We start from the raw sequence: 23281 nt of genomic DNA on the forward strand, positions 1-23281 counted from the left end.
CTCGATGAAGCGCTACCTGCTGCGTAGGACCGCGATCCTCCTGGCGTCGCTGGTCCTCGCCGCGGTGGTGTTGTTCGTGCTGCTCCGGCTGCTGCCCGGCGATCCCGCCAACGCGCTGCTGCCGGTGGGCGCCACGCCCGAGCAGATCGAGGCCGCGCGGCGCGAGCTGGGCACGGATGCGTCGCTGCCGGTCCAGTTCCTGCGCTGGCTGGGCGACGCCTTCACGCTCGACCTGGGCCGGTCGCTGATCAGCACGTTGCCGGTCGGCCCCGAGATCGCCGGCCGGCTGCCGGTCACCGTCCCGGTCACGCTGGCCGCTTTCCTGCTGGCGATCGTGATCGCGGTGCCGGTGGGCGCGCTGGCGGCGATCCGGGCCGACCGCTGGTACGGGCCGATCCTCAACGCGGTGGCCCAGTTCGGCATCGCGGTGCCGGCCTTCTGGATCGGCGTTCTGCTGGTCACGGTGTTCGCGCTGCGCCTGGGCGTGCTGCCGGCCGGCGGCTTCCCGCCCGACGGCTGGGCGCAGCCAGGCCTCGCGATCGAGGCGATCGTCCTGCCGGTCGTGACGGTTGCGCTGGTCATGTCGGCTTCGCTGATCAGGTACGTACGGGCGGCGACGCTGGACGTCGTCGGGGCCGATTATTTGCGTACGGCGAGAGCCCTCGGCCTGTCCCGGGGCGCAGCACTTCGCCGGCACGGCGTGCGCAACGCGTCGGTCCCGGTCATCGCGGTGCTGGCCGTCGAGCTGGCCACCACGTTCCTGGGAGCGGTTGTCGTCGAGAGCGTGTTCGCGCTGCCCGGTTTGGGCAGCCTGCTCGTCACCGGCATCCGCCAGCACGACTACCCGGTCATCCAGGGCGTCATGCTGGTCAGCACCGCGGCGGTGCTGCTGGTCGGCTTCCTCGGCGACATCGCCCAGCGCCTGATCGACCCCCGCCTCCTGCAACGGACCGCGTCGTGAGCCGTCGGCGATCGTTGCATCTGGGCATCGGGCTCACGTTGGTGCTCCTGCTGGCGGCGGCGGTCGTGGTGTCGTATCTGTGGCTGCCGTTTGCTCCGGACGACACCTCGGGCGGACGCCTCAGCCCGCCCGGGGACGGCCACCTGCTCGGCACCGACAAACTCGGCCGCGACCTGTTCACGCAGTTGCTGCTGGGCGGCCGGATCGCCTTCGCCACCGGGATCGGCGCGGTCGCCGTCGGCAGCCTGCTCGGCGTCAGCTTCGGCCTGCTGGCCGGCTTCGCCACCCGCTGGCTCGACGACGCCGCGGCCGTAGCCCTCGACATCCTGATCGCCTTCCCCACCCTGTTGCTCGCCATGATCATCGTGGCCGGCGCCGGGGCCTCGCTCGGCGCGGCCATCCTCGCCATCGGCATCGGCATGGCCGCGATCGTGGCCCGCCTGACTCGCGTGCTGGTCAAACAGGTGCTGGCCCGCGAATACATCACCGCCGCGCGGGTCGCCGGCATCTCGTGGCCGCGCATCGTGGCCAGCCACATCCTGCCCAACATCGCCCCGACGCTGATGGTCAACCTGGCGCTGCAGGCCGGCCTGGCCGTGCTGGCCGAGGCGAGCCTCTCCTACCTGGGCCTAGGCACGCCGCCGCCCAACGCCTCCTGGGGCCGCATGCTCTTCGAGGCGCAGGCCACCGCCCTGACGGCCCCCGTGGCTGCGCTCGCCCCCGGGATCGCGCTAGTCGCCCTCGTGATCGGCCTCAACCTGACCGCCGACGGCCTCCGCGACCTGACCGACCCGACCCGCCGCAGAGCCCGAACCGCCACGTCCCCCGCTTCGTCAACATCCCCCGCCACGACACCCGAGACTGCCGCGACCCCTGCTTCGGAGCCCGCCGCCGCGACGGCCGCCTCGGCCACGGCCGCCGCCACCGCCACTGCCTCGGCCGCCGCCTCCGCCGCGGAACGGGACATTTCGCCTCGGCGGGCGGCCGGTGCTGACGGCGTGGCTGAACCGTCCGATCCGACGGGACGGAGTGAGCGATGAGCCTCCTCAGCGTGGACTCGCTCGGCGTGCGGGACCAGTCGGGGCGGAGCCTGGTCAGTGACGTCTCGTTCGCCGTGGAGCCGGGTGATCGGATCGGGCTGATCGGCGAGTCGGGGTCGGGAAAGTCGTTGACCGCGCTCGCCGTCATGGGGTTGCTGCCGCCGGGGCTCACCGCCAGCGGCGGGATCGAGCTCGACGGGGTCGACATGATCCGTGCGCCGGAACGGCGGCGTACCGGGGTTCGCGGGCGGGTCGCCTCGGTGGTCTTTCAGGAACCGTTGACGGCGCTCGACCCGCTGATGACGGCCGGGCGGCAGATCGCCGGGCCGCTGCGCCGCTTCCAGGGAATGAAGGGCGCGGCGCTCGACGAGGCGGTGCGAGCCGCGCTCGACGAAGTGCGGCTGACCGACACTGATCGGATCGCGCGGGCCTACCCGCATCAGCTCTCGGGTGGGCAGCGGCAGCGGGTGGCGATCGCGATGGCGCTCGCCTGCCGGCCGAAGCTGCTGATCGCGGACGAGCCGACCACGGCGCTCGACGTGACCGTGCAAGCCGAAATCCTCGACCTGCTCGACCGGCTGGTCGACGTGCACGGCACGGCGCTGCTGTTCATCACGCACGACCTGCCGGTGGTGGCCCGGGTCGCGCGGCAGGCACACGTGCTGCGGGCCGGGCGGGTCGTCGAGTCCGGGCCGATCACCGAGTTGATCGCGCACCCCACCGACCCGTACACACGAACGCTGGTCGACAGCGCCCGCCGCTTCGACGCCGCCCTGAGGGGTGCCCACGATGACTGAGCCGATTCTGCAGGCCGACCAGGTCGGGTTCGCCTATCGCGGGGGCGTGCCGGTGCTCAGCGAGGTGTCGCTGGCCGTCCACGCCGGGCAGAACGTCGCGCTGGTGGGTGAGTCGGGGGCGGGCAAGACGACGCTGCTGCGGATCCTGCTCGGGCTGGCCCGGCCGACGAGCGGGGTCGTGCGGTTCGACGGGATGCCGCTGACCCGGGGGCGGCTGCGGTCGTACCGGCGTACGGCCCAAGCGGTGTTCCAGGACCCGTACTCGTCGCTGGATCCTCGCCACACCGTCGGGCGCATCGTCGCCGAGCCGTTGCGCGGGCTCGGCCTCGGCGCCGACCCGGTCAAGGTGGCGTCGGCGCTGGACGCGGTCGGCCTGCCCGAGGACGCTGCGAGCCGCTACCCGCACGAGTTCTCCGGCGGCCAGCGTCAGCGGATCGCGATCGCCCGCGCCATCGTCGGTGAGCCGCGCCTGCTGCTGGCCGACGAGCCGGTGAGCGCGCTCGACCTGACCACTCGCGTGCGCATCGTCGATCTTCTGGCCGATTTGCGTACGTCTCATGGCCTCACGATTCTGCTGGTGTCGCACGACCTCGGGGTGGTCGCGGAGCTGTGCGAGCAGACCGCCGTGCTCGAGCGTGGGCGGCTGGTCGAACAGGGCCCGACGACACAGATTCTGGGTGCGCCCACTCACCCGTACACCCGGAAACTGCTCGCCAGCGTGCCCCGCCTGCCATCGTGACAATCTGACGCTGAGTAGCGACCCCACAGCGGCACGGATCGATGCCCATTCGGCCTCCGGCGCGACCCCGGAAGCCTCCCTGTGCACCATGTGGCGTTTTCCGGACGACTTCCGCGCACTTCGACCAGCCTTCGTGATCCACGCAGTTGCGCACTTGTTCCGGCCCTGATCCGTCACGCAGAGTGCCAGCATGTCCCCCGACACCGCCACGACCTTATCGCCCTATCAGAAGATCGCCGCCGAGCTCCGCCACCAGATTTTCACCGGTGGCCTCGCGGTCGGCGCGAAGCTCCCGTCCGAGCACACGCTCGCCGGCGCGCATCGCGTCGCCCGCACCACCGTCCAGTCGGCCCTGCGCGTGCTGCGCACCGAGGGCCTGATCTCCTCCCGCAAGGGCGCCGGCAACTTCGTCACGGCTTTGGCCGTCGTCGACGCCCACCGCTGCCCCGCCCGGGTCGAACTCGATCACCAGCAGGTCGGCTGGCTGAGCCGCCTCCCTCGCCCGGCCCACGGCCTCGACCGCGTACTGCACTGCGAACTGGAACACCCGCACCCCGGCGCCCACGCCGGCCTGGGCCAGCACGCCGCCGGCATCGGCTGGTGGGTCCAGTGGTCGCTGGCCGCCACCGAAATCAACGCCATAGCCAACTGCACAGCCATCCGCACCGCCGGCCACGAGGACGACAACCACTGCCTCCTCTACCGCGACCACCCCAACCGCCACCTCTTCGGCAGCGACTACTCAGCCTGACCGCCCCCACAGCCGTTTCGCCTCGGTCACGCTCCCCGACCCCAACTCCAGCCGCACAGCCCAACGCCCACCCGACCGCGCGTACCCGCCAGCCGCACGGCCCGACCCCGTTCCCAGCCTCATGTGCACAGGCATCGCCCCAGGCGAGTCCGTCGGCAGACCCCTGCTCACGGCCTCGCTGCGTCCCCTAGCCGGCAACTCGCTTGGTATACCGCCGGCACGGCACGAGGATCGCCCCGCCTTCGTGCTCCGCCTCGTAGTCGAACGCCCCCGCGTCCGTCCACCCTGACCGCTCGTAGAACCGCCGCGCCCGGGCGTTCCCCGGCACGACCGCCAGCCAGGCGTCCGTGTGCCCGCCCGCCGCGACCAGCCGTTCGGCCTCCCCCAGCAACACCCCAGCGATCCCCCCGCCCCGAAAGGAAGTGCCGACATAAACCTGCTCGACTTCATCCCCCGCGACCATCACAAACCCGGCGACAACCCCCTCCACCACCGCAACAGTCGTGTCCGCCACCCGCTCCCCGGCCCGAACCCCGAACGACGCTTCCGTACGAGCCCGAACCAACGCTTCCGGCACGTGCCCCAGATGCCCGTCCCGCCATCCCTCAGCCCAAACAGCCGCCACATCATCAACCCGCCCCCGAGGCAACTCCACGTCAACACCCACGCCAACAGCCTTCCCGTCCCCGGTAACCGATCCCCGACCCACCGCAGAACGCCACCCCCAGCAGGTTCGGAAGCCTCTACCGGTGCCGGACGGCAAAGGCCTGAAACAAGCTGACCACAACCCGGCACTCGCTCCCCCGGCAACCGCGCAGGGCGGCGAGTGCCAGGCCATGTGAGGAGATGACGTCAGCCCTGGTCAGCCCGCCGCGGGACGGTGTCGATCCCGATTCAGGGCACTGTCGATGGGATCGCTTGGTCGCCCTCGCCGACTCCGAGCACCAACAGCCAGCGGACCGCCACGAGCGCGGGTGGATGTCGACGCAAGGTTCCGCTCAAGCGGTGAGTCCGGCCGCAGCCCCGATCATGGCCGGCCCGGCAGTTGGCGGAATCCCGGAGACCCGGTGGGCCGGTGTGTCAGCGGCCGAGCCGCTCGGTGGGCCGGTTGGCCGTCGGAGTCGTCCGGGTTGTCCTTGGCCGTTCACCCTTCACGCGACTCTGCGGCCCAACGGCCCCGAGTCTTGAGCAGCGGCGCGGGTGCCCGCAGGTCCGAAGTTGAGCTCGCGGTCGCAATGGAGACGACGCTGGTCGGACAGCGTGAGACACGACGACCAGACAGCAAACACGCGTGCCACCCGCTGGATGTGCGGCTTTGATCAACCCACAGTGCTCATAGCGTGTCGCAGCGCAACAACAAAGAGTCATGTCGATCAACGCTGCGTGATTGACCGCCACGCAGCGTTATACGGGCTGGGCGCGGTGTCGAATACATGGACCGCGGCTTTTCCTTGACGGAGCAAATGAGTGCGGAATTCCGCAACCGCGTGCCTGCACGAGTCGACTGTGCACATTCGGCAGCTGTTTCCGTCGCTTGAGGAACCGACCGATTGTTGCGATCAGATTACGCCCGGAAAAGCGCCGGAATTCCCCGCGCACCCTTCGGCCGCCCGACCTCCCCCTGCGGTCGCCGAGCGAGCATACAGCCCCACCCACCCCGCCAACCCACTCCCCCACCCTCGAACGAGCCACGACCCGACCCACCCAGGCGGACATTCACCTTCAGTGACGCTCCGACGGTGTGGACTGGCGATCATCCTCACGGCCAGCCGGCACCTTCGGGACCGAGCGATGCCCAGCACCGACCCGCACAAGTGCTGAAGTTTGACGGGGAGTCGCGGGAGGTCGATGGTTCCAAGGTGATTGTTCGGCGTGAGGTTTCCGACGATGTTGAGGCGATCCGTGCGGTGACGGCGGCGGCGTTCCGAGGGGTCGCGCACAGCGCGCCGCCGTTGGAGCCCGGCGGAGATCCGGGCGAAGCGACCCTGGTCTCGTGGTTGAGGGCCGACGCCGGATGGATTCCGCAGCTGTCGCTGGTGGCGGTAGAGGACGACGTGGTGGTCGGCCACGTGGTCGCCACACGTGCCCACGTCGCCGACCGACCGGCTCTCGGTCTTGGCCCCGTGAGCGTTCTACCAGCGCGGCAGCGAGCCGGCGTCGGTTCTGCGCTGATGCACGCCGTCCTCGGTGCGGCCGACGCCCTGGACGAGGCTCTGGTCGGCCTCCTAGGCGAGCCTGCCTTCTACCGCCGGTTCGGCTTCGTCCCGGCCCGATCGATGGGAATCCTCGCGCCGGACCCGTCTTGGGGCGACTACTTCCAGGTCCGCCCCCTCACGCATTACGACGGGACGACCGGCCAGTTCGCCTACGCCGCCCCGTTCGATCGCCTGTAACCGAGCCAGCCGGCACCGGCGCCACGCCGCCGGACACGCGCCGCAGCATCAGGCTTGGACTACGGCCGCGGGATACGGCGCCGCTGCGGCTACGGCGAGCCTGCGGGATGCGGCACGGCTGCCGGCTGAGGGAAGCGGCGCAGCTGCGGGCTACGGCGCGCCTGCGGGATGCAGCGCGGCTGCCGGCTGAGGAAAGCGGCGCCGCTGCGGGCTACGGCGCGGCTGCCGCCTGCGGAAAGCGGCGCGGCTGCCGGCTGCCGGCTGCGGGATGCGGCGCGACTGCCAGCTGCGGGATGCGGCGCGGCCGCGGGCGGCGGCGGGCGGCGGCTGCGACCTCGACGGCGGTGTTGGCGAGGACCCGTCGGCAGCACCATCCGACCAAGAGTTCGAATCGGCGACCCACCAGAACCGCAACCGGCACGGTGCGAACGCGCAACCCACCACCCAGGCCCGCCCGGGTGACGCAACCGCCCAGCTTCGTCCACAACGCGGCAGCCAGACCACCCACCCGCACGGGTCTACGCAGCGCCACCAAGCACCCAGAGAAAGCGCCGACCACAACGCGACAGCGAGGTGAAACCCCGCAAGGTCGGGCCCGAGGGCGACCACGCAGGGCGTATCGCCTTTCAGCCCAGCGTGGTCGCCCTCGGGCCCGACCGTCCCACCGCAAGAAAGCCCAACCCACCAAGGCGCAAGAAAGCCCAGCCCACAAGGGCGCAAGAAAGCCCAGCCCACCAAGGCGCACGAAGGCGCAGAAAAGCCGAGCTCAAGGGAGCAACCCTGTGGACATCGACGTCCACCGAATCAGACCCACCTGTGGACAACCGCCGATGGCGCGACGATTTCGCGCGTACCGTGGCACTCCCAGGGCGGGTGGGCTGGCGAGGAGGCGTATACCGGTGGATCACCTGATCGACCAGGCCTGCGACCTGATCGCCGTCCGTTCGACCGCCGACCGCCCCGACGACTTGAAACGCGCCCTTGATCTGGTGCTGACGCACATCGGCCCTGACTACGCCGTACGCCGCTTCGAGTCCAACGGGAAGCCGAGCGCCCTCGTCCATGCCCCTGACACCGGAGACTTCCGGGTCATTCTCAACGCCCACCTGGACGTCGTCCCCGGCGACGACGACCTCTTCGTGCCTCGGGTCGACGGTGACCGCCTCTACGGCCGCGGCGCTCACGACATGAAGCTGGCCGCCTTGATCATGGCTGATGTCTTCCGGGAGCTCGGCCACGACTTCCCGATCGCCTTGCAGCTGGTCACCGACGAGGAGGTGGGCGGCGCCGACGGCACCGCCCATCAGATCGCCGCCGGGGTCCGGGGCGGTTTTGTCGTCATCGGGGAGCAGAGCCGGCTGCAGATCGTCACCGAGTCGCGCGGCCTGGCCCATGTGCGCCTGACCGCGAAGGGCCGCGCCGCTCATGCCGCCTATCCCTGGCTGGGCGACAACGCCCTCACGGCCGTGGCCGACGGCGTCGCTCGGCTGCTGGCGCGTTACCCCGTGCCTGAGGCCGAGGTCTGGCGCACCACCGTCAACGTCGCCCGGTTCGACACTCCGAACCGGGCCGTCAATCAGGTGCCGGCCGAGGCTTCGGCCTGGCTCGATGTGCGTTTCCCGCCTGACGACGCTGACTTCGCCGGTCGTACGCCGGGGCAGGTCGCTGCCCATCTCGGTGCGGTCACTGGTTTGTCCGCGACGGTCGAGGCTCTTGGCCACCCTCATCACGCCGACCCCGACAGTGTCGAGGTCGGCCTACTGCGGGCCGCCGCTCGGGAGGCCGGCTTCCCCGGGAATTTGCTGGCCAAGCACGGCGCCGCCGACGGCCGGCACTACACTGCGGTGGGCGTCGACGCCGTCATTTTCGGGCCGGGCGGCGACGGTCAGCACAGCGCTGTGGAGTACGCCGATCTCCGCACCGTCACGCCGTACCGGAACGCTCTTCGATCTTTCCTCACAGCGCGCCGGGAAGATCCTCGTTGGCCATGAGCAGCCAGCGCACGCGCTGCACCAGTTCGGCCGGGTTGACCGGCTTGACCAGGTAGTCGTCGGCGCCCACGGTCATTCCCAGGTCGATGTCGACCTTGCGGCCGTGCCCGCTGATCATCAGGACGGGGATCCGGGCGGTGTCGGCCGACGAGTGCAGTTCGTAGCAGACGCTGAGGCCGTCGAGGCCGGGCATCGAGACGTCGAGGATGACCATGTCGGGCTGCTCGGTGACCACCATGCGCAGCGCGGAGGCGCCGTTGTCGGCCGTGACCACCCGGTAGCCGGCCGCGACCAGCTTGTGGGTGACCAGTTCGCGGACCGCCTCGTCGTCGTCGGCGACCAGGATGGTCGGCTCGGCGAGGTCGGTGCACCAGTCCGCGACGGGCGCGGGGTGGCCGAGCTCCGGCGCGACGAACGCGGGAACGACTGATACCGCTGCTGCTCCGACCATTGATCTCTCCCCTGGGCCCTTGGTTGCTGTCGTCGAACGCCAGCCACCATCGGCGGGGTTGACCAGGCCTGCAGAAGATCGCCGGTTGCACAACGGGAGCAGCACCAAAAGGCACAACGGGAGCAGCGCGGAAACGAGAATGGCGGAGTTCCTCCTTGTGGGAGAAACCCCGCCACCGACAGTGCGGCCGTTTACCGCTCGCACCTCGCGTCAGTCAGGAACGCTAGTGCACCCGGATTGACGGCCGGACACGGAGCCCGGACATCGTGATAACGCTCTCACCTACGGCAGAAGCTCCGTACGCAGGTCATGCGCACCGTCACGCCGGGTGGCCTCGTAGTAGACGCGCCGGCGCCCGTCCGGCAGCGCCACGAGTGACAGGTAGCGCAGCCCGTTGGGCGCGTGCGGGCTGCCCAGCGGCTCGCCCGGTTCGGCCGTGAGCTCGCCGAAGCTGCCGTCGTCGAGCCGCTTGCCCCGGGCCACGCCGGTGCGTTCTTCCCAGTTCTCGCCGGCCGTGGCCCGCCCGTCGTAGGCCACCGTGATCTCGTCGCCTTCGACCTGGACCGACGAGACCCGTACGCCCCGGGCGTCCCACTCGCCCGGCCGGCCCGCCAGCGCCGTTCCCCGCCACGTCCACTGCACCCCGTCCGGGCTGGTCGCGTACTCGGTGGTCATCCGGTCGGCGTCGTCCCAGCTCTCCAGGGGGTGCACCGACGCCCACAGGTGCCACCCGTACGCGTCGTGGTGCAGCACCGGGTCTTTGACCCCGACGGTCTCATCGCCGGCCAGCACCACTCGGGGCGTGGCCGTGGCCAGCCCTTCGGGGGTGGCCGCCTCGAGCAGTTCGACCCGCCAGTGTTTGGTGCCGGGGGTCGCCGCGCTCACGTAGAGCCGCCAGCGCCCGTCCACCGTACGGACCAGGGCCGGCCTTTCCAGCGACTCCGCGTCGAACTGCTCCTTGGTCACCTCGGCCACGGTCTCGAAGGTGAGGCCGTCGGCCGAGCGGGCCACCACGTTGGCGATGCCGCGTCCCTCACCGATCGGCAGCCGCACCCGGTAGGCCAGGTAGATGTGACCGTCCGCGACGATCGAGCTGGGCGCCCCCGACCAGGCTCCCGGTTCGTCACCGGGCGGCTCGACCACGACGGTGGACTCGTCCCAGCGTGGCAAGGGCAGGGTCGTGATTCCCGTGGACAAGGCGGCTCCTAGGCGTAGTCGGCGGTGACGCGACGAAGGGTAGACGCCCAAGTGTGCAACATCTATGGGGAAAGTGGGGATTAGCGGGAGGTCGCGTGTCGGTCGACCGACAGCCAGTCGTCGTAGGACTCCCCCGTGACCTCAGTCAGCAGCTCGATGTCATCGACGAAGTGCGGCAGCAGCGCCGCCCTCTCCTCGGGCGTGGTGACCGGCCGGGTGCCCTGCTTGCGGTGCAGCAGGGTCAGCAGCGGCCCGCGGGCGGCCAGGCGCAGCGGCACCGGGAACCGATGCCCGAAGGCACCCCCGCCGCGGAGAAGAAAGCGCAGAACCTGATTCACGCCGTTGTCCTCGACGACGTGCCTGTTCACGTTCTCCCGCGGCACGGCGGTCAGAACCCCGGTGCGTACGCCGAGGAAGTCGCACACCCGGTCGAGCGTCGCGGCCGGCGCGTCCTTGAGCTCTTTGTAGCGCAGCAGCAGCACCTGCTCGCGCGGGATGTGCTCGTAGAGGTGGCGCATCTGCTCGCCGTACCGCCCGAGCCCCACGTAGTGCCAGAACGCCGCCCACCCGGCCGCGATCCGTTCCGGCTCCCGCGCACACGCGGTGAGGAAGTCGGCCTCGGGTTCGAGCCCGGCGTTCCACAGGTGCGTCCAGTTGGAGTGGGCCCGGTCGACCGGGTCGCGCAGCAGCACGATGAGCCGGGCCGACGGCACCAGCGACTTGATCCGCTCGTGCGAGGCCAGATCGTGCAGGTAGAACGGGGTCGCCTCGCCGAGCAGAGTGCCCTCGGGGGCCGGGGCGAACAGCGCCTCGTAGTCGGCCTGCCGCCACACGTGCTCCTGGTACGTCTGCACGTCGCCGGGCCCGCCGCGGGTGGGCGGCGGTCCGTCAGAGAGGAAGAACTTCGGTTCCTTGACCGAGGGCAGGAACAGCTCGGGATGACCGGTCAGCGCGGCGTGCAGGGCCGTCGTGCCGGCCTTGGGCACGCCGGCGATCAGGAAGTCGGGGAGCGCCATGGAAGTCAGCCTACAGATCAAGTAGGGAATTAGAACCCCGGCAGCAACCGGCGCCACCAGGTGACACGGCGATAGCGCGGGCACTCGCCGGGCCCGCACAGGGAGCATTCGGTTCCTCGCCGGTAGTGCCGGTGGGCGTGGGGATCATGCCCGCAGACACACAGGGCTTCATCAGCGTTCATCGTCTCACCAACGGTAAGGCGGCCCGGAGGCTACGGGGATCAATCGGGTGGGTGACCTGCGTGAATACATACCCCGGCCGGCGGCGGTCGACTCATCGATGGACCGGCAACCGATCTGCAACCGAATCCCTACGCTGGGTGATGTCCGTATACGGTGACCCAATTCACTGCGTGTAAACCGGCATTCTGGACCTGTCCGAATTGCGGCATCTAAGTCGTGGTCTACGACGTTTGTCTTTTCCGCCGGAAAAGGTGGCAGTGGAGCGCATTTATCCATAACCACTGGTAACGATGTGACGAAAATCTTTCCCAGTTGTCCGTGTGAATACACCGCGGTCATCCGGTTGGCGTGAATGATCCACCCGGTCCCCAGTAGGTTGTCTTTTCGGTCAGTTGACGCTTGGTAGCGACTTGCTACGTTGGTCGACAGAAGCGAAAGCCCTACGCTTCTTGCCGTCAGATTTGCCGATCGAACCGCTTTGCCGCCCCCGGGAAGGGACCGACATGGAGTTTTCGACGCCCGCCGCGAACACGTGGGGTGACGGAGGTACGTCACCGACCGTAAGCGTGGTGATTCCGACCCTCAACGAGGAGCGCAACCTCCCGCATGTCTTCGCCAAGCTGCCGGCGAACATCGACGAGGTGGTTCTGGTCGACGGCGGTTCGAAGGACCGGACGGTCGAGGTCGCCCGCGAGCTGCGGCCCGACGTGGTCGTGGTGCAGCAGACCCGTACCGGCAAGGGCAACGCGCTCGCGTGCGGCTTCGAGGCCTGCACGGGCGACATCATCGTGATGATCGACGCCGACGGCTCGACCGACCCGGCCGAGATCCCGCTGTTCGTCAAGAAGCTGACCGACGGCGCCGACTTCGTGAAGGGCAGCCGGTTCAACCACGGCGGCCACAGCCACGACATCACCAAGCTGCGCAAGCTCGGCAACGACGGCCTCAACGTGGTCGTGAACGTTCTGTTCGGGACGAAGTTCACCGACCTCTGCTACGGCTACAACGCGTTCTGGCGCACCGTCGTGCCGGTCCTCGACCTGCCCGACACCAAGCTGCCCCGCAAGACCGACGGCACCAAGCACTGGGGCGACGGCTTCGAGATCGAGACGATGATCAACATCCGGGCCGCGGTCGACGGGATGAAGGTCGGCGAGGTCGGCAGCATCGAGCACCGCCGCATCCACGGCGAGACCAACCTGAACACGTTCCGGGACGGTTTCCGCGTGCTGCGCACCATCTTCAGCGAGTTCGGCCGCATGCGCAGCCAGAAGCGCACCGGCGAGCGCCGCCCGGGTGGCGTGATCGTGCACCAGCAGCCCGGCACCCGCGCCCACGACATCAAGCCCACGCCGGCCCCCGCCGCCGAGGCCCCGGTCGTCCGTGAGCGCGACGAGGTCGGCGCGGCCAGCCGCGACATCAAGCCCCTGAACTGACCTCCACCGCGCCCGTCCCCACCCCTCGCTCAGGAGACGCTCCCGTGGATTCCACCCCCCTCGACACGACCATCGTGATCCCGACGCACACGGAGGAACGCTGGTCCTCGCTCGTCCGGACGGTTGCCTGCGCCAGGTCGCAGTCGCCCGAGCCGGCCGAGGTCGTCGTGGTCACCGATCACAACCGCGGCCTCTTCGAGCGCATCCAGCGCGAGCTGCCGGGCGTGACCGTCCTCGAGAACGCCTACGCCAAGGGCGTCTCCGGCAACCGCAACACCGGCGCCTTCCACGCGAAGACCGCCCTCGTCGCCTTCATGGACGACGACATCACGGCCGGCCCCGACTGGCTGGCCCAACTCGTCGAGCCGTTCGCCGACCCGCGCGTGGTCGGCACCGGCGGCGGCATCCTCCCCGACTGGGAGGGCCCCGCCCCCCGGTGGATGCCCGACGAGTTCCTGTGGGCGGTCGGCGGTTCGTACGCCGGCATGCCCACCGAGACCTCGCCGATCCGCAACGTGTGGTCGGCCAGCATGGTGGTCCGCCGCGAGGTGTTCGACGCCGTCGGCGGCTTCCGGGTCGGCTTCGGCAAGCTGGGCGACCGCAACCGCCCCGAGGACACCGAGCTCTGCCTGCGGATGAGCGCGCACGACGGCGGCCACTGGATGTACGTGCCGCGGGCGACGATCCGCCACGAGGTGCCGGCGAACCGCTCGTCGTTCTCCTGGTTCGTCAAGCGCTGCTACGCCGAGGGCCGCGGCAAGGTGCAGATGGCCGGCCTGGACGACGGCGGCCGCGACACCCTGGGCGCCGAGCGCTCGTACGTGTGGTCGCTGCCCAAGGCGGCGCTGCGCAACCTGGGCGCCGGCCTGACCGGCAAGGGCGCCGACAACTTCCTGCGGGCCGGCGGCATCGTCGCCGGGGTGGCCGCGGCCGGCTGGGGCGGCGTCGTCGAGACGGTCGCCGCCAAGCGCGCCCCGCGGCCGCGCAAGACTCTGGAGGCCGCCCGATGAGCGCCGACCTCGGCCGCAGCGTCATCCCGGCCCAGCGCACCCCGCTCGACGACAAGATCCTGCCCGGCATCGTCCGCGACGTCGAGCTGGCCGAGCCGCTGCCGCTGATCCCGGCCACGCAGCCCGACGGCCGCCGCGCCGAGCAGGCCTGGCTGCTGATCCGGCTGTTCTCCGAGCCGCTCGGCGCGCTCCTGCTCGACGTACCGGAAAAGGGTCTGCGGCCGGCCGACCTGGCCCAGGCGGTCGAGGCCGAGCTCGGTGAGGCCGTCCGCAGGCGGCTGGGCGACGTCCCGGTGCCGATGCACGGCCTCAACCCGGCCAGCGAGCCCGAGTTCCTGGCTCAGCGGCGTGCGGTGCTGACCACCGCCCCGCACATCACCGTGGTCGTCTGCACCCGCGAGCACCCGGTCGAGCTGGCCAAGTGCCTCGACAGCCTGCTCGCCCAGGAATATCCGGCCTTCCGCGTCCTGGTCGTCGACAACGCGCCGGTCACCGGCGACACCGCCGAGGTCGTACGGGCGGCCGCCGCCCGCGGCCCGGTCGACTACCTGGTCGAGCCCAAGGGCGGCCTGTCCTTCGCCCGCAACGCCGCCGTCCAGGCCGCGCCCGGGCAGATCCTGGCCTGGCTCGACGACGACGAGGTGGCCGACCCGCACTGGCTGGCCGAGGTGGCCCGCGCGCTGCACGAGCACCCGGAGGCCGACGTGGTCTCCGGCGTGATCGTGCCGGCCGAGCTCGAGACCAAGGCGCAGATCTGGTTCGAGCAGTTCGGCGGGCACAGCAAGGGCCGCGGCTTCAAGCCGGATGTGTTCGGCCCGAAGACCAAGCACATCCAGAGCCCGCTCTACCCGCTGCCGCCGTTCGGCACCGGGGCCAACATGACCTTCCGGCCCGGCGTCATCGAGCGGATCGGCCTGTTCGACACCGCGCTCGGCGCCGGCACCCCGGCGATGGGCTCCGAGGACACTCTGGCCTTCACCCAGGTGCTGCTCACCGGAGGCACGATCGTCTATCAGCCCAGCGCGGTCACCCGGCACTACCACCGGCGCGACCTCGAGGGGCTGCGCAAGCAGATGGTCGGCTACGGCACGGGGCTGGTCGCCGCGTACACGAGCCTGCTGATGTCCCGTCCGCTTCTGATCTTCCCGCTGCTCCGGCTGGTGCCGAGCGCGCTGAAGGACATGACCGGAAAGGACACGGCGCGCACCGCGACCATCCGCGAGGACTTCCCGCAGGAGCTGCTCTCGGCCAACCGGCGTGGCATGCTGGCGGGACCGCGCGCCTACCTGAACTCGCGCCGCGCGGCACGGGCTAAGGTACGCGCCGCCACCCAGGCTTAGCTCCAGCCGGCGCTTGATGCGCCGGACAGACCGGGCGCGTTGCCCGTAACGCGTCCGGCCTCAGCGCCACGACGTACACGGAGGCCCACAACCCATGCAGCAACGCTCGGCCGAAACGCCGGACCAACCGGCGCCGGACTCCACCGTCCGGATCGTGGTGGGGGCCGCCGGCGAATCCTTTCCGGCGCCCGACGCGACGGCGGTGATCTCCGCCGTCGACAAGGACGCGACCACCCGCCTCGAGGTGGGCGACCGGACGGTCAAGATCCCGATCGGCCCGGACGACTCCTCGGAGACCCGGTACATGCCGGCCCCCGTGCTCACCACCACCGGTGGTGCGGCCGCGCTGGCCGAGCCGGCCGCGGCCGAGCCCGAGACCGGCGCCGACCACCGACCCGAGTTCGCTCTGGCCGGCGGCATCGCGGGTCTGCTCGGCCTGGCCGGTCTGTTCGTGCCGAACGGCGCCTTCAGCCTGCTGCTCGAGCTGGTCTTCGTCCTCGTCGGCCCCGGCGCGGCCATCCTGTCGATCGCCAACGTGCGCAACCGGCTGGTCTCGTGGGCGCTGACCGTGGCCGGCAGCATCGCGGTCACCACGATGCTGGCCGTGATCACGCTGTGGGCCCAGGTCTGGAAGCCGTCGCTCTGGGTCGGTGTGCTCGCCGGCGTCACCGTGATCGGGTCGATCGTCCAGTTCGCCCGGCTCACCAGCTCGGGCGTGCCGCTCATCCTGGGCCGGGTCGGCAAGCCCCGCGACACTGTGGACAACGGTCTCGTGTTCGGCGTCCTGCCGTTCCTCACGCTCGTGCTCGGCGTCGGCCTCTGGGCCCTGTCGCTGACCCAGCTCAACCCGGACGACGTCGGCCTCTACGGCTTCAGCGCGGCGCTCGGCGTGCCGTTCATCATCGGCGCCGTCGTGCTGTTCATCGGCTTCGCGGTCGAGCTGTTCGGCCGGGCCCGGCCGCTGGTGCTGGTGGCCCACCTCATCGTCGTGCCGATCATCATGCAGGCCACCGTCCCGCTGCTGGACGGCACGATCGAGTACGCCTGGACGTACAAGCACATCGGCGTGGTCGACCTGATCAACGCCAACGGCAGCCTGATCAGCGGCAGCGACATCTACCAGCAGTGGCCCGGCTTCTTCGCCGCGGTCGCCCTGCTCTCGCACGTCTCGGGCCTCGACGGGCTCTCGTTCGCGGCCTGGTCGTCGCTGACGTTCGCGCTGATCACCTCGCTCATGGTGGCCGCGCTGCTGCGTCAGTTCACCAAGGACAGGCGGATCATCGCGCTGGCCGTGCTGCTGTTCCAGGCCTGCATGTGGGTCGACATCGGCTACTTCTCGCCCCAGGCGATGGTGTTCGCGCTGATGCTGGCGTTCTGGGTGATCGTGGCCCGCTGGCTGATCAGCCCGCCGGTGATCAAGGCCGAGCCCAAGGGCCGGATCGGCCGGCTGCGGGCCTGGGCCGTGCGGGGCATGCCGCAGGGCATCGAGACCGACCCCCGTACGCGTCGCTTCGCCGCCTTCGGCGCGGCCGGCCTGTTCGCCGCGATCATCGTGTCGCACCAGCTGACCCCGGTGCTGATGATGGTGCCGCTGTTCGCGCTGACGATCCTGGGCATCCTCAAGCCGCGGGTGTTCCTGGTCGGCCTGGTCGCGATCATGCTGATCTTCTTCGTGCCCCGCCTGGGCTCGGTGAACAGCCAGTACAGCCTGTTCAGCTTCGACCTGCTGTCCAACGCCTCGGGCAACTCGGCCAGCTGGAACACGCCGGAGCAGGAGTTCTCGGCCACCGTCTCGCGGGCCCTGGCCATCGGCCTGTGGCTGGCCGCCCTGGTCGCGGTGTTCCTGACCCGCAAGAAGCTGGGCCGGGTGCTGGTGCCGGCGCTGATCGGCTTCCTGCCGATGGTCACGCTGGTCGCCGGCAACTACGGCGGCGAGGCCATCTACCGCGTCTTCGCGTTCTCGATGCCGTTCGTCGGGCTGCTGATCGGCGTGCTGTGGGCCGGCAAGGGCCGGCGCGGGGTGCCCGCGATGCTCGCCTCGGGCGTGCTGCTGGCCGTGCTCATGCTGGCCGGTCTGCAGGGCCTGCAGGGCCAGCTGATGGTGCACCAGGTGCGGGCGACCGACATCGAGGCGGCGCAGTTCTTCTACCAGCACGCCGAGCCCGGCTCGGGCCTGGTGCTGGTGGCGCCGAACTTCCCGACCAAGCTCGAGGCCAACTACGGCGACTACAACAAGGGTCACGTGTCGGTCGACATCTCGCTGATCGGCGACCCCGAGTTCACCGGCAACATCAACGGCAGCCGGCTGCCCGACATCGAGCAGTACATCCGCAACATGAACTACCCCACCAACTACCTGGTGGTCAGCGACGCGATGGACGACTACACCGACTACTTCGGCACCGCCGACGACAACGCGATGCAGTCGCTCAACGACGCCCTGCGGGCCTCGTCCAACTGGCAGGTCTTCTACCAGGGGCCCGGCGTGCAGATCTTCAAGCTGGTCGGCACCGCGGCGACGCCGGCGGCCAACTGACGCGTACGGACGACTCGTACGGACGATGAGTGAACGCCCGCCCGGCCTGCCGGGTGGGCGTTCGTCCGTTTAGTGTGTGGATGTGAAGCTCAAGCTCAAGTGGGGCAAGAAGCAGATCATCGCCCTGGTGATCGCCGCCCTCGTCGTGTTCGCCCTGGTCACCGGCAACCGGGCCGACGACGGCGGGGAGTCCGGGCAGAGCGCGGGCTCGCTCGACAACGGGGCCGTGGTGGCCTGCGACGACTTCGCGGCCGGTTCGGCCAAGGCCCGCAGTGACGCCACCCGGCTGGCCCTGGCCGACAAGGTCACCGCCTCGGCGGCCAAGAGCGACAACGACGCCGTACGGGCGAGGGCCATGGAGCTGGGCCGGAGCGCCGACGAGGGCAACGCCGCGTGGCGCACCAGCGCGAACGCTCTCACCCAGGCCTGCCGGGACGCCGGCTGGACCGCTCCCTGATCAGCGCTTGAGGCTCGACGCCTGGTCGAAGCCGGTGCGGGCGACCCACTGGTCGTAGGTGACCGAGGCCTCGGTGAAGCTGCCGTTGAGGATGCCGAAATGGTTGTCGCCGGTCTCGTACTGGTTCTGGTTGATCACCATGTTGGGCGAGGCGCCGCCGTCGATCTGCAGGCGGTAGACGGCCGCGTTGTCGTTGCGGGTCACCGTGTTGCCGGTGATCTTCAGGCCCTCGATGCTGCCCGCGAAGTCGCTGCCGGTGGCCAGCAGGAACGTGAACTTGGACATGTCGCTGAAGGTGTTGCCGCTGACCGTCAGGCCGGCCGCGCAGCGCAGCACCAGCCCGGTGTCGCCCTCGAAACCCTCGGGCCCGCTGCCGCCGATCGCCTTGTTGTCGCTGAACACGTTGTTGGCGCAGCCGCCGCCGTTGCCCGTGCCGGTCTCCATCACGCCGTCGTTCGTCTCGAACGTGTTCCCGGTGATCGTGGTGTTGGCGGCGTCGTAGATCTCCATGCCGCCGCCGTCGACGCCGTAGTCGGTGGACGGTCCGTAGTTGCGGCGCACGGTGTTGTTCCGGAACACCGGGCCCGGCTTGGCGGTGATGAAGGTGGCCGACAACCCGTACCCGCCGAAGTCGTCGTCGTCCGGGTCGGTGTTCTGGATGATCCTGTCTTGGTCGTGCACGTCGTTGCCGTCGACCAGCACGCCCTTGCCGCCACGGCTGATCGAGATGCCGGCGCCGTTGTGGAAGACCTCGGAGCCGGTGACCCGCACGTCCTGCGACTCGGTGACCAGGATGCCGTAGCAGCCCACCGGCTTGCCGGCCGCGTTCTCGCCGTGGCTGTCGCGCACGGTCACCCCGCGGATGGTGACCTTGCTGGTCTTGTGCACGCGGATGCCGCTGCCGTGATCGCCGGTGATGTTGACGTCGGCGTTCGGCTTGGGCACACATCCTCGTACGGTGATGTCGGCGATGGTCGTGCCGGCCGCAGCCACCAGGACACCGTCGCGCACGCCGGCCACCCCCTCGACGGTCGCCTCCTCGCCGGGCGCGCTGCTGACGCTCAGGTCGGGGCGGGTCACCGTGAAGGGGGCGTAGGTTCCCTCGCGTACGAAGATCTTGGACCCGGCCGGGGCGACCTCCACGGCATGCGAGATCGTCTTCCACGGCTTGTCCGGGCTGCCGTCGGCATCGTCGGCGCCGTGCGTGGACACCCACAACCCGGGCCCGGCCGCGTCGACGTCCGGTGGCGACTCGTAGAAGTAGGTGCGGTATCCGGCGGCGACCGTTCCGACGAGCACCAGCACGACGAGCAGGCCCAGCCACCGGCGGCGGGAACCGGCCGGAGCGCGATGACTGCGGCGCTCCAACCGGTGTTGCGCTCCGGTCACCCGATGAAGACCGGGTCGTTCGACATCGCCTTGTACGCGGCCAGCGAGGCCGGCGTCGAGTCGATCCGCCAGTTCTCGCGGGAGGTCGGGTGGGTGTCGGTGTCGAACCAGACCGCCGCCCCGACCGCCGGGTGCGCCTTGATCCATTCCCGCAGCGAGGCGATCCACTCGGGCTTGGTGTTGCCGCCCCGGTCGACCACGGAGACCTCGGGGATCATGATCGGCTTCCGGGAGGCGTACGTCTCGTAGAACTCGTCGAACATGTCCCCCGGTGACTGCGCCTGGGCGAAGCCGGACACGCCCGCCCAATCGACGTACTCATCACCCGGATAATAGTTCGCGTAGGTGTTCCAAGATTCACTGGGGCGTGAGTTCCAGTTCGGGCTCCACACCCACGAGACGTTGTCCGCACCCTCCTCGCGGAAGATCCGGTGGATCCGGCGATAGGCCTGGATGTAGCCCTTGGTGTCCTTGTTGTTGGCCGGGCCGCCCCACTTGTAGAAGTCGCGGTTCATGTCCCACGCCCAGCGGATCAGGGTGGGCCTCTTCCGCTCGGCCATGCGCTGCGCGGCCTTGGCGATCAGCTTGTCGGCGGCGCCGCCGTTGACGTCCTTGTACTCGGGGCCGCGCCACGACAGCATCAGCGTGCTCTTGCCCGAGACGTAGCCCAGCGAGACCGGCAGCTTGTCGGTCCACGAGTAGTAGCGGTGCACGATGCGCTCCGGGCGGCCGAGCTGGCGCCGGCGCAGGTCGATCCCGGCGTTGGCGCTGCGGCCCTTCAGATCGACGTACGCGCCCAGCATGACCTTGCCCGGCTCGAACGGCACGGCTCCGCCGCCCTCGGTGACCGCGGCCGCGCTCGGTTCGCCGCTGGACGGCTGGGGCGAGTGCGAGACCACCGGCGGCACGGCGTCGTTCGAGCGGTACTTCTGGCAGCCGGCCAGCGGCACGGCGGCAGCGGCGAGGGCGCCCAGGCCCAGCAGGTTCCGGCGGTTCATGTCAGGTTCCGCCCGAACGTGCGGGCCACCTTGCGGGCCACTCGCCAGCCGGGCTGGGCGATCTGCTTGACCTTGGGAGCCAGGCCGGGCTCGCCGTCGCGGACCAGCGCGACCAGGTCGGCGCCGCTGTGGTCGGGGGTGGGCTGCAGGCGGGGGACGGCGAGCCGCTTCTCCCCCGGCGTGTGCAGCCGGCGGCCGACCTCGGTGGCGTTGTCGTACCCGGTGGACGCCACCAGGTCACGCACCCGACGGCTGTTGTACCCGTGCGGGTAGGCGAAGGACCGTACCTTGACCTGCAGGCGCTGCTCGAGCTGCTCGTGGCTGCTCAGGATCTCGTTGCGCAGCTGAGCCGGGGGCAGCACGTCGAGCGGGTGGTGGATCAGGCTGTGGTTGCCGATCTCGACCCCCGCGGCGGCCACCTCGGCCAGCTCGTCCCAGGTGAGCATCGGCCCGAAGTCGGGGGCCGACTCGCCCAGCCAGCCCGCCGTGCCGCCCAGGTGCCCCACCGAGGCGTAGAGCGTGGCGCCCGCGCCGGTCTCTTTCAGCACCGGCACGCCCTCGGTGAGGAAGTCGCGGTAGCCGTCGTCGAAGGTGACCGCGACCAGCTTCTCGGTGCTGCCGGCGGCCAGCAGGTCGAGCGCCTCGGTCAGGCCGACCAGGCGGTAGCCGGCCTCGGTGAGCGCCTGCAGCTGCTCCCTGAGCAGCGCCGGGGGCACCGCGAGGTCGCGCATCGGGCCGCCCACGGCGGACACGGAGTGGTACATGAGCGCCGGAAGGGTGCTCCAGCCCGGCCTCGTCGTCACGGTCACGCGGTCGTCCTCGTACGCCTGGTGGTCTGAGGTCCCACGCTAGGTGGAACCCTTGCGCTGGTCGCGGGTTTCTCCGTTTTGTCCCTCTGCCGAAAGTCGTAGGCGAAGTCCCGCTCCGGGCAGAGGCGCGCAGGGAGCTCCACTCGGAAGAGTGAGGTTATGACATTCGATCCGCTGCGCTGCGCGGAGGCTACTTGTCAGGCGGCCGTCGTGCTAGGGGCAACCTTGCTCCCGGCCGCCTGGCGAGCCCTCGATCCGGGCCTCGCCGCCGTCCTCGCAACCCTGTTCGTGATCGTCTCGGCCGGCATCTACGCCCTGCACGCGGTCACTTTCGACTCGTTGCGGCTGACCGGCCGGCGACTTTTCCCGACCAGGCCCCAGAATGAATGAACCGTTAAGTTCTTCCGCCCGTACCCCCCGTCGACCACGGTTCTTCAGCACCCGGGGGCGACGGGACATGTTCCGACTGATCCACTTGCAGGCCGAGAGCGGCATACCTCGTATAAGCGTGGCTTCGGACGGCTACGCCAGTGCCCGCATCGCGCTGACCCGATATCGCAGCGCCCCGGCCGCGTATTTCGGCGTCGGCCGCTTCGACCACGAGGGCACCCTGGCCGAGATCATCCTCGACCGGCTGTGCGGCCCGCTCGGCGACTGCCCGCGCCCGGCCACGCTCGTGCACGCCGCCACGTACTACCGCCTCTGCGAGACGTGCGCGACCGGCCTCGACGTGCTGACCGTGCCCGAGCTGGCCCGGCTGCTCGGCATCGCCTGCCGGCTGGCCCCGGTGCCGGCCCGCGCCGGACGGCACGCCGCGCCCGAGGAGCCGTCGCCCGCCGGCAACCGGATCGCCCGCGAGTTCGCCACCCGCGTCGACGACCCGAAGTGGCGCCGCGAGCTCTGCACCGAACTGGCGCACACCCCCGGCGCGGTCAACGGGCTGCTCATCGGGGTGGGCGCGCTGACCCACCGCGACGTGCTCGACCTCTACCCGCGGCTGCGCTCGCTGGCCGACGAGCTGCCGGCCGCCGTGCGCGAGGAGCTGTCCCGCGCCACGGCCCGGCCGCTCTCCCCGGCCGGGGTGGCCGGCCTACGCCTCGGTCTGACGGCCTAGCTCGATCCGGCGCACTTCGTCCTCCCTGGTCACGTACGCGTATCGGCCGCGGATGGTCAGCCCGGTCGGGGCGGTGAGCCCGGCCGAGGCCACCTCGCGGTGCCGGCCCTGCTCGCCGACCCGCACCAGCGCCCCGGTGCGGTCGCCGCTGAGCAGGCCGTTCTTGGCCAGCTCGAGCACGTAGAGGCCGTCCGGACCCCAGGCCAGGTCGACGACGGCGGTCAGGCCACCGGCGTACACCTCGGGCGGTTGACCCGGCACGACCCGCCACACGCGCGCCCGCCCCGGCGGGAACGGGAAACCCGTCAGCTCGCCGACGTAGAAGGCGCCGTCCGGCCCCTGGGCGACCGCGGTCGGCACCGCCGGCATCCGCACCGGCGTGCCCCGCGGGGTGCCGTCGGGCAGCCGGGCCGGCGCGGGCACCAGGCGGCTCGGGAACGACGCGACGGTGGCCCGGCGGCCGCGCGGGCTGAGCCGGACCAACGTGTCCCCCTCGGTCACGTAGACCCGGCCCCGGCGATCGACCGCGGAATCGAAAGGCCCGGCCGCCACGACCTCGCCGGGCGGTTCGACCGGGACGCCGACCAGGGCAGCGACAAGCAGAGCAGCCATGAACATGTGAATCCCCCCGTGCCACCGTTATAGGACGTGCCCGCGGGGGCTGTCAGTCCTC

The 23281-nt window shown here is 70.4% G+C and carries 22 protein-coding genes; 14 read left to right on the forward strand and 8 right to left on the reverse strand.

What is annotated here, in order from left to right:
- The first annotated feature begins 4 nt into the window (after nt 1-4).
- From OWR29_RS41215 to OWR29_RS41235, 5 genes are all read left to right on the forward strand, one after another.
- Nucleotides 5-961: an ABC transporter permease gene (locus OWR29_RS41215; RefSeq protein WP_267569039.1), complete on the forward strand. Its 957-nt coding sequence runs from the start codon at nt 5-7 to the stop codon at nt 959-961.
- Nucleotides 958-2001: an ABC transporter permease gene (locus tag OWR29_RS41220; protein WP_267569040.1), complete on the forward strand. Its 1044-nt coding sequence runs from the start codon at nt 958-960 to the stop codon at nt 1999-2001. The genes OWR29_RS41215 and OWR29_RS41220 overlap by 4 nt, the downstream gene beginning before the upstream one ends.
- Nucleotides 1998-2798, forward strand: coding sequence for an ATP-binding cassette domain-containing protein (locus OWR29_RS41225; protein ID WP_267569041.1), 801 nt, complete (start codon nt 1998-2000; stop codon nt 2796-2798). The genes OWR29_RS41220 and OWR29_RS41225 overlap by 4 nt, the downstream gene beginning before the upstream one ends.
- Nucleotides 2791-3537 (forward strand): ABC transporter ATP-binding protein, encoded by a 747-nt coding sequence (locus tag OWR29_RS41230; protein WP_267569042.1) that lies wholly within the window; start codon nt 2791-2793, stop codon nt 3535-3537. Before OWR29_RS41225 ends, OWR29_RS41230 begins: the two co-directional genes overlap by 8 nt.
- A 190-nt stretch (nt 3538-3727) precedes the next feature.
- Nucleotides 3728-4288: a winged helix-turn-helix domain-containing protein gene (locus OWR29_RS41235; protein ID WP_267569043.1), complete on the forward strand. Its 561-nt coding sequence runs from the start codon at nt 3728-3730 to the stop codon at nt 4286-4288.
- Nucleotides 4289-4475: 187 nt separating this feature from the next.
- Here OWR29_RS41235 and OWR29_RS41240 read toward each other — a convergent pair whose 3' ends face one another.
- Complete coding sequence (locus OWR29_RS41240; protein WP_267569044.1) at nt 4476-4802, reverse strand: GNAT family N-acetyltransferase; 327 nt, start codon at nt 4800-4802, stop codon at nt 4476-4478.
- Nucleotides 4803-6147: 1345 nt separating this feature from the next.
- Between OWR29_RS41240 and OWR29_RS41245 the strand changes: the two genes are divergently transcribed.
- Entirely contained in the window at nt 6148-6681 is a 534-nt protein-coding gene (locus OWR29_RS41245) for a GNAT family N-acetyltransferase (RefSeq protein ID WP_267569045.1), read from the forward strand.
- 899 nt (nt 6682-7580) lie between these two features.
- A complete protein-coding gene (locus OWR29_RS41250; protein ID WP_267569046.1) occupies nt 7581-8672 on the forward strand; it encodes a M20 family metallopeptidase in 1092 nt (363 codons plus the stop codon).
- On the opposite strand, the gene OWR29_RS41255 is transcribed toward OWR29_RS41250, so the two are convergent.
- The 3 genes from OWR29_RS41255 to OWR29_RS41265 all read right to left on the reverse strand — a co-directional run bounded on the left by OWR29_RS41255 (nt 8638) and on the right by OWR29_RS41265 (nt 11336).
- Nucleotides 8638-9123 carry a response regulator transcription factor gene (locus OWR29_RS41255; protein ID WP_267569047.1) on the reverse strand — a complete coding sequence of 162 codons (486 nt, stop codon included), beginning with the start codon at nt 9121-9123 and terminating at the stop codon, nt 8638-8640. The two genes, OWR29_RS41250 and OWR29_RS41255, sit on opposite strands and share 35 nt — an antisense overlap.
- A 282-nt stretch (nt 9124-9405) precedes the next feature.
- Nucleotides 9406-10320 (reverse strand): glycoside hydrolase family protein, encoded by a 915-nt coding sequence (locus tag OWR29_RS41260; protein WP_267569048.1) that lies wholly within the window; start codon nt 10318-10320, stop codon nt 9406-9408.
- An 80-nt stretch (nt 10321-10400) separates the two neighbouring features.
- A complete protein-coding gene (locus OWR29_RS41265) occupies nt 10401-11336 on the reverse strand; it encodes a sulfotransferase family protein (RefSeq protein ID WP_267569049.1) in 936 nt (311 codons plus the stop codon).
- A 686-nt stretch (nt 11337-12022) separates the two neighbouring features.
- Here OWR29_RS41265 and OWR29_RS41270 point away from each other — a divergent pair.
- The 5 genes from OWR29_RS41270 (at nt 12023) to OWR29_RS41290 (ending at nt 18298) form a co-directional block, all read left to right on the forward strand.
- The gene (locus tag OWR29_RS41270; protein WP_267569050.1) at nt 12023-12955 is read left to right on the forward strand and encodes a glycosyltransferase family 2 protein; all 933 of its coding nucleotides are present in this window, start codon (nt 12023-12025) and stop codon (nt 12953-12955) included.
- A 44-nt stretch (nt 12956-12999) separates the two neighbouring features.
- A complete protein-coding gene (locus OWR29_RS41275) occupies nt 13000-13965 on the forward strand; it encodes a glycosyltransferase family 2 protein (protein ID WP_267569051.1) in 966 nt (321 codons plus the stop codon).
- Entirely contained in the window at nt 13962-15305 is a 1344-nt protein-coding gene (locus tag OWR29_RS41280) for a glycosyltransferase family 2 protein (protein ID WP_267569052.1), read from the forward strand. Before OWR29_RS41275 ends, OWR29_RS41280 begins: the two co-directional genes overlap by 4 nt.
- A gap of 94 nt (nt 15306-15399) precedes the next feature.
- On the forward strand, nt 15400-17841 hold the full coding sequence (locus tag OWR29_RS41285) for a hypothetical protein (protein ID WP_267569053.1): 2442 nt from the start codon (nt 15400-15402) through the stop codon (nt 17839-17841).
- An 82-nt stretch (nt 17842-17923) separates the two neighbouring features.
- Complete coding sequence (locus OWR29_RS41290) at nt 17924-18298, forward strand: hypothetical protein (RefSeq protein ID WP_267569054.1); 375 nt, start codon at nt 17924-17926, stop codon at nt 18296-18298.
- Here the strand turns inward: OWR29_RS41290 and OWR29_RS41295 are convergent, their stop codons facing one another.
- Genes OWR29_RS41295 through OWR29_RS41305 form a run of 3 tightly spaced genes read right to left on the reverse strand, consistent with a single transcriptional unit; the run spans nt 18299 to nt 21494 of the window.
- The gene (locus tag OWR29_RS41295; protein ID WP_267569055.1) at nt 18299-19687 is read right to left on the reverse strand and encodes a right-handed parallel beta-helix repeat-containing protein; all 1389 of its coding nucleotides are present in this window, start codon (nt 19685-19687) and stop codon (nt 18299-18301) included.
- A complete protein-coding gene (locus OWR29_RS41300) occupies nt 19684-20685 on the reverse strand; it encodes a glycoside hydrolase family 26 protein (RefSeq protein ID WP_267569056.1) in 1002 nt (333 codons plus the stop codon). The genes OWR29_RS41295 and OWR29_RS41300 overlap by 4 nt, the downstream gene beginning before the upstream one ends.
- Complete coding sequence (locus OWR29_RS41305) at nt 20682-21494, reverse strand: polysaccharide deacetylase family protein (protein ID WP_267569057.1); 813 nt, start codon at nt 21492-21494, stop codon at nt 20682-20684. The genes OWR29_RS41300 and OWR29_RS41305 overlap by 4 nt, the downstream gene beginning before the upstream one ends.
- Nucleotides 21495-21653: 159 nt before the next feature.
- On the opposite strand from OWR29_RS41305, the gene OWR29_RS41310 reads away from it, so the two are divergent.
- Nucleotides 21654-21884: a hypothetical protein gene (locus OWR29_RS41310; protein WP_267569058.1), complete on the forward strand. Its 231-nt coding sequence runs from the start codon at nt 21654-21656 to the stop codon at nt 21882-21884.
- 67 nt (nt 21885-21951) lie between these two features.
- Nucleotides 21952-22608 carry a hypothetical protein gene (locus OWR29_RS41315; RefSeq protein WP_267569059.1) on the forward strand — a complete coding sequence of 219 codons (657 nt, stop codon included), beginning with the start codon at nt 21952-21954 and terminating at the stop codon, nt 22606-22608.
- On the opposite strand, the gene OWR29_RS41320 is transcribed toward OWR29_RS41315, so the two are convergent.
- Nucleotides 22585-23220 (reverse strand): ScyD/ScyE family protein, encoded by a 636-nt coding sequence (locus OWR29_RS41320; RefSeq protein WP_267569060.1) that lies wholly within the window; start codon nt 23218-23220, stop codon nt 22585-22587. The two genes, OWR29_RS41315 and OWR29_RS41320, sit on opposite strands and share 24 nt — an antisense overlap.
- Nucleotides 23221-23281: the final 61 nt, after the last annotated feature.

It is taken from the genome of Paractinoplanes pyxinae (assembly GCF_026626335.1).
Lineage (GTDB): Bacteria > Actinomycetota > Actinomycetes > Mycobacteriales > Micromonosporaceae > Actinoplanes > Actinoplanes pyxinae.

What these genes read in the sequence shown, in the direction of transcription:
- OWR29_RS41285 (WP_267569053.1), top strand. Translation starts at nt 15,400, where the DNA reads ATGCAGCAACGCTCGGCCGAAACGCCGGACCAACCGGCGCCGGACTCC.
- OWR29_RS41300 (WP_267569056.1), bottom strand. Translation starts at nt 20,685, where the DNA reads ATGAACCGCCGGAACCTGCTGGGCCTGGGCGCCCTCGCCGCTGCCGCC.
- OWR29_RS41225 (WP_267569041.1), top strand. Translation starts at nt 1,998, where the DNA reads ATGAGCCTCCTCAGCGTGGACTCGCTCGGCGTGCGGGACCAGTCGGGG.
- OWR29_RS41230 (WP_267569042.1), top strand. Translation starts at nt 2,791, where the DNA reads ATGACTGAGCCGATTCTGCAGGCCGACCAGGTCGGGTTCGCCTATCGC.
- OWR29_RS41235 (WP_267569043.1), top strand. Translation starts at nt 3,728, where the DNA reads ATGTCCCCCGACACCGCCACGACCTTATCGCCCTATCAGAAGATCGCC.
- OWR29_RS41280 (WP_267569052.1), top strand. Translation starts at nt 13,962, where the DNA reads ATGAGCGCCGACCTCGGCCGCAGCGTCATCCCGGCCCAGCGCACCCCG.
- OWR29_RS41255 (WP_267569047.1), bottom strand. Translation starts at nt 9,123, where the DNA reads ATGGTCGGAGCAGCAGCGGTATCAGTCGTTCCCGCGTTCGTCGCGCCG.
- OWR29_RS41315 (WP_267569059.1), top strand. Translation starts at nt 21,952, where the DNA reads ATGTTCCGACTGATCCACTTGCAGGCCGAGAGCGGCATACCTCGTATA.
- OWR29_RS41270 (WP_267569050.1), top strand. Translation starts at nt 12,023, where the DNA reads ATGGAGTTTTCGACGCCCGCCGCGAACACGTGGGGTGACGGAGGTACG.
- OWR29_RS41320 (WP_267569060.1), bottom strand. Translation starts at nt 23,220, where the DNA reads ATGGCTGCTCTGCTTGTCGCTGCCCTGGTCGGCGTCCCGGTCGAACCG.
- OWR29_RS41265 (WP_267569049.1), bottom strand. Translation starts at nt 11,336, where the DNA reads ATGGCGCTCCCCGACTTCCTGATCGCCGGCGTGCCCAAGGCCGGCACG.
- OWR29_RS41215 (WP_267569039.1), top strand. Translation starts at nt 5, where the DNA reads ATGAAGCGCTACCTGCTGCGTAGGACCGCGATCCTCCTGGCGTCGCTG.
- OWR29_RS41310 (WP_267569058.1), top strand. Translation starts at nt 21,654, where the DNA reads ATGACATTCGATCCGCTGCGCTGCGCGGAGGCTACTTGTCAGGCGGCC.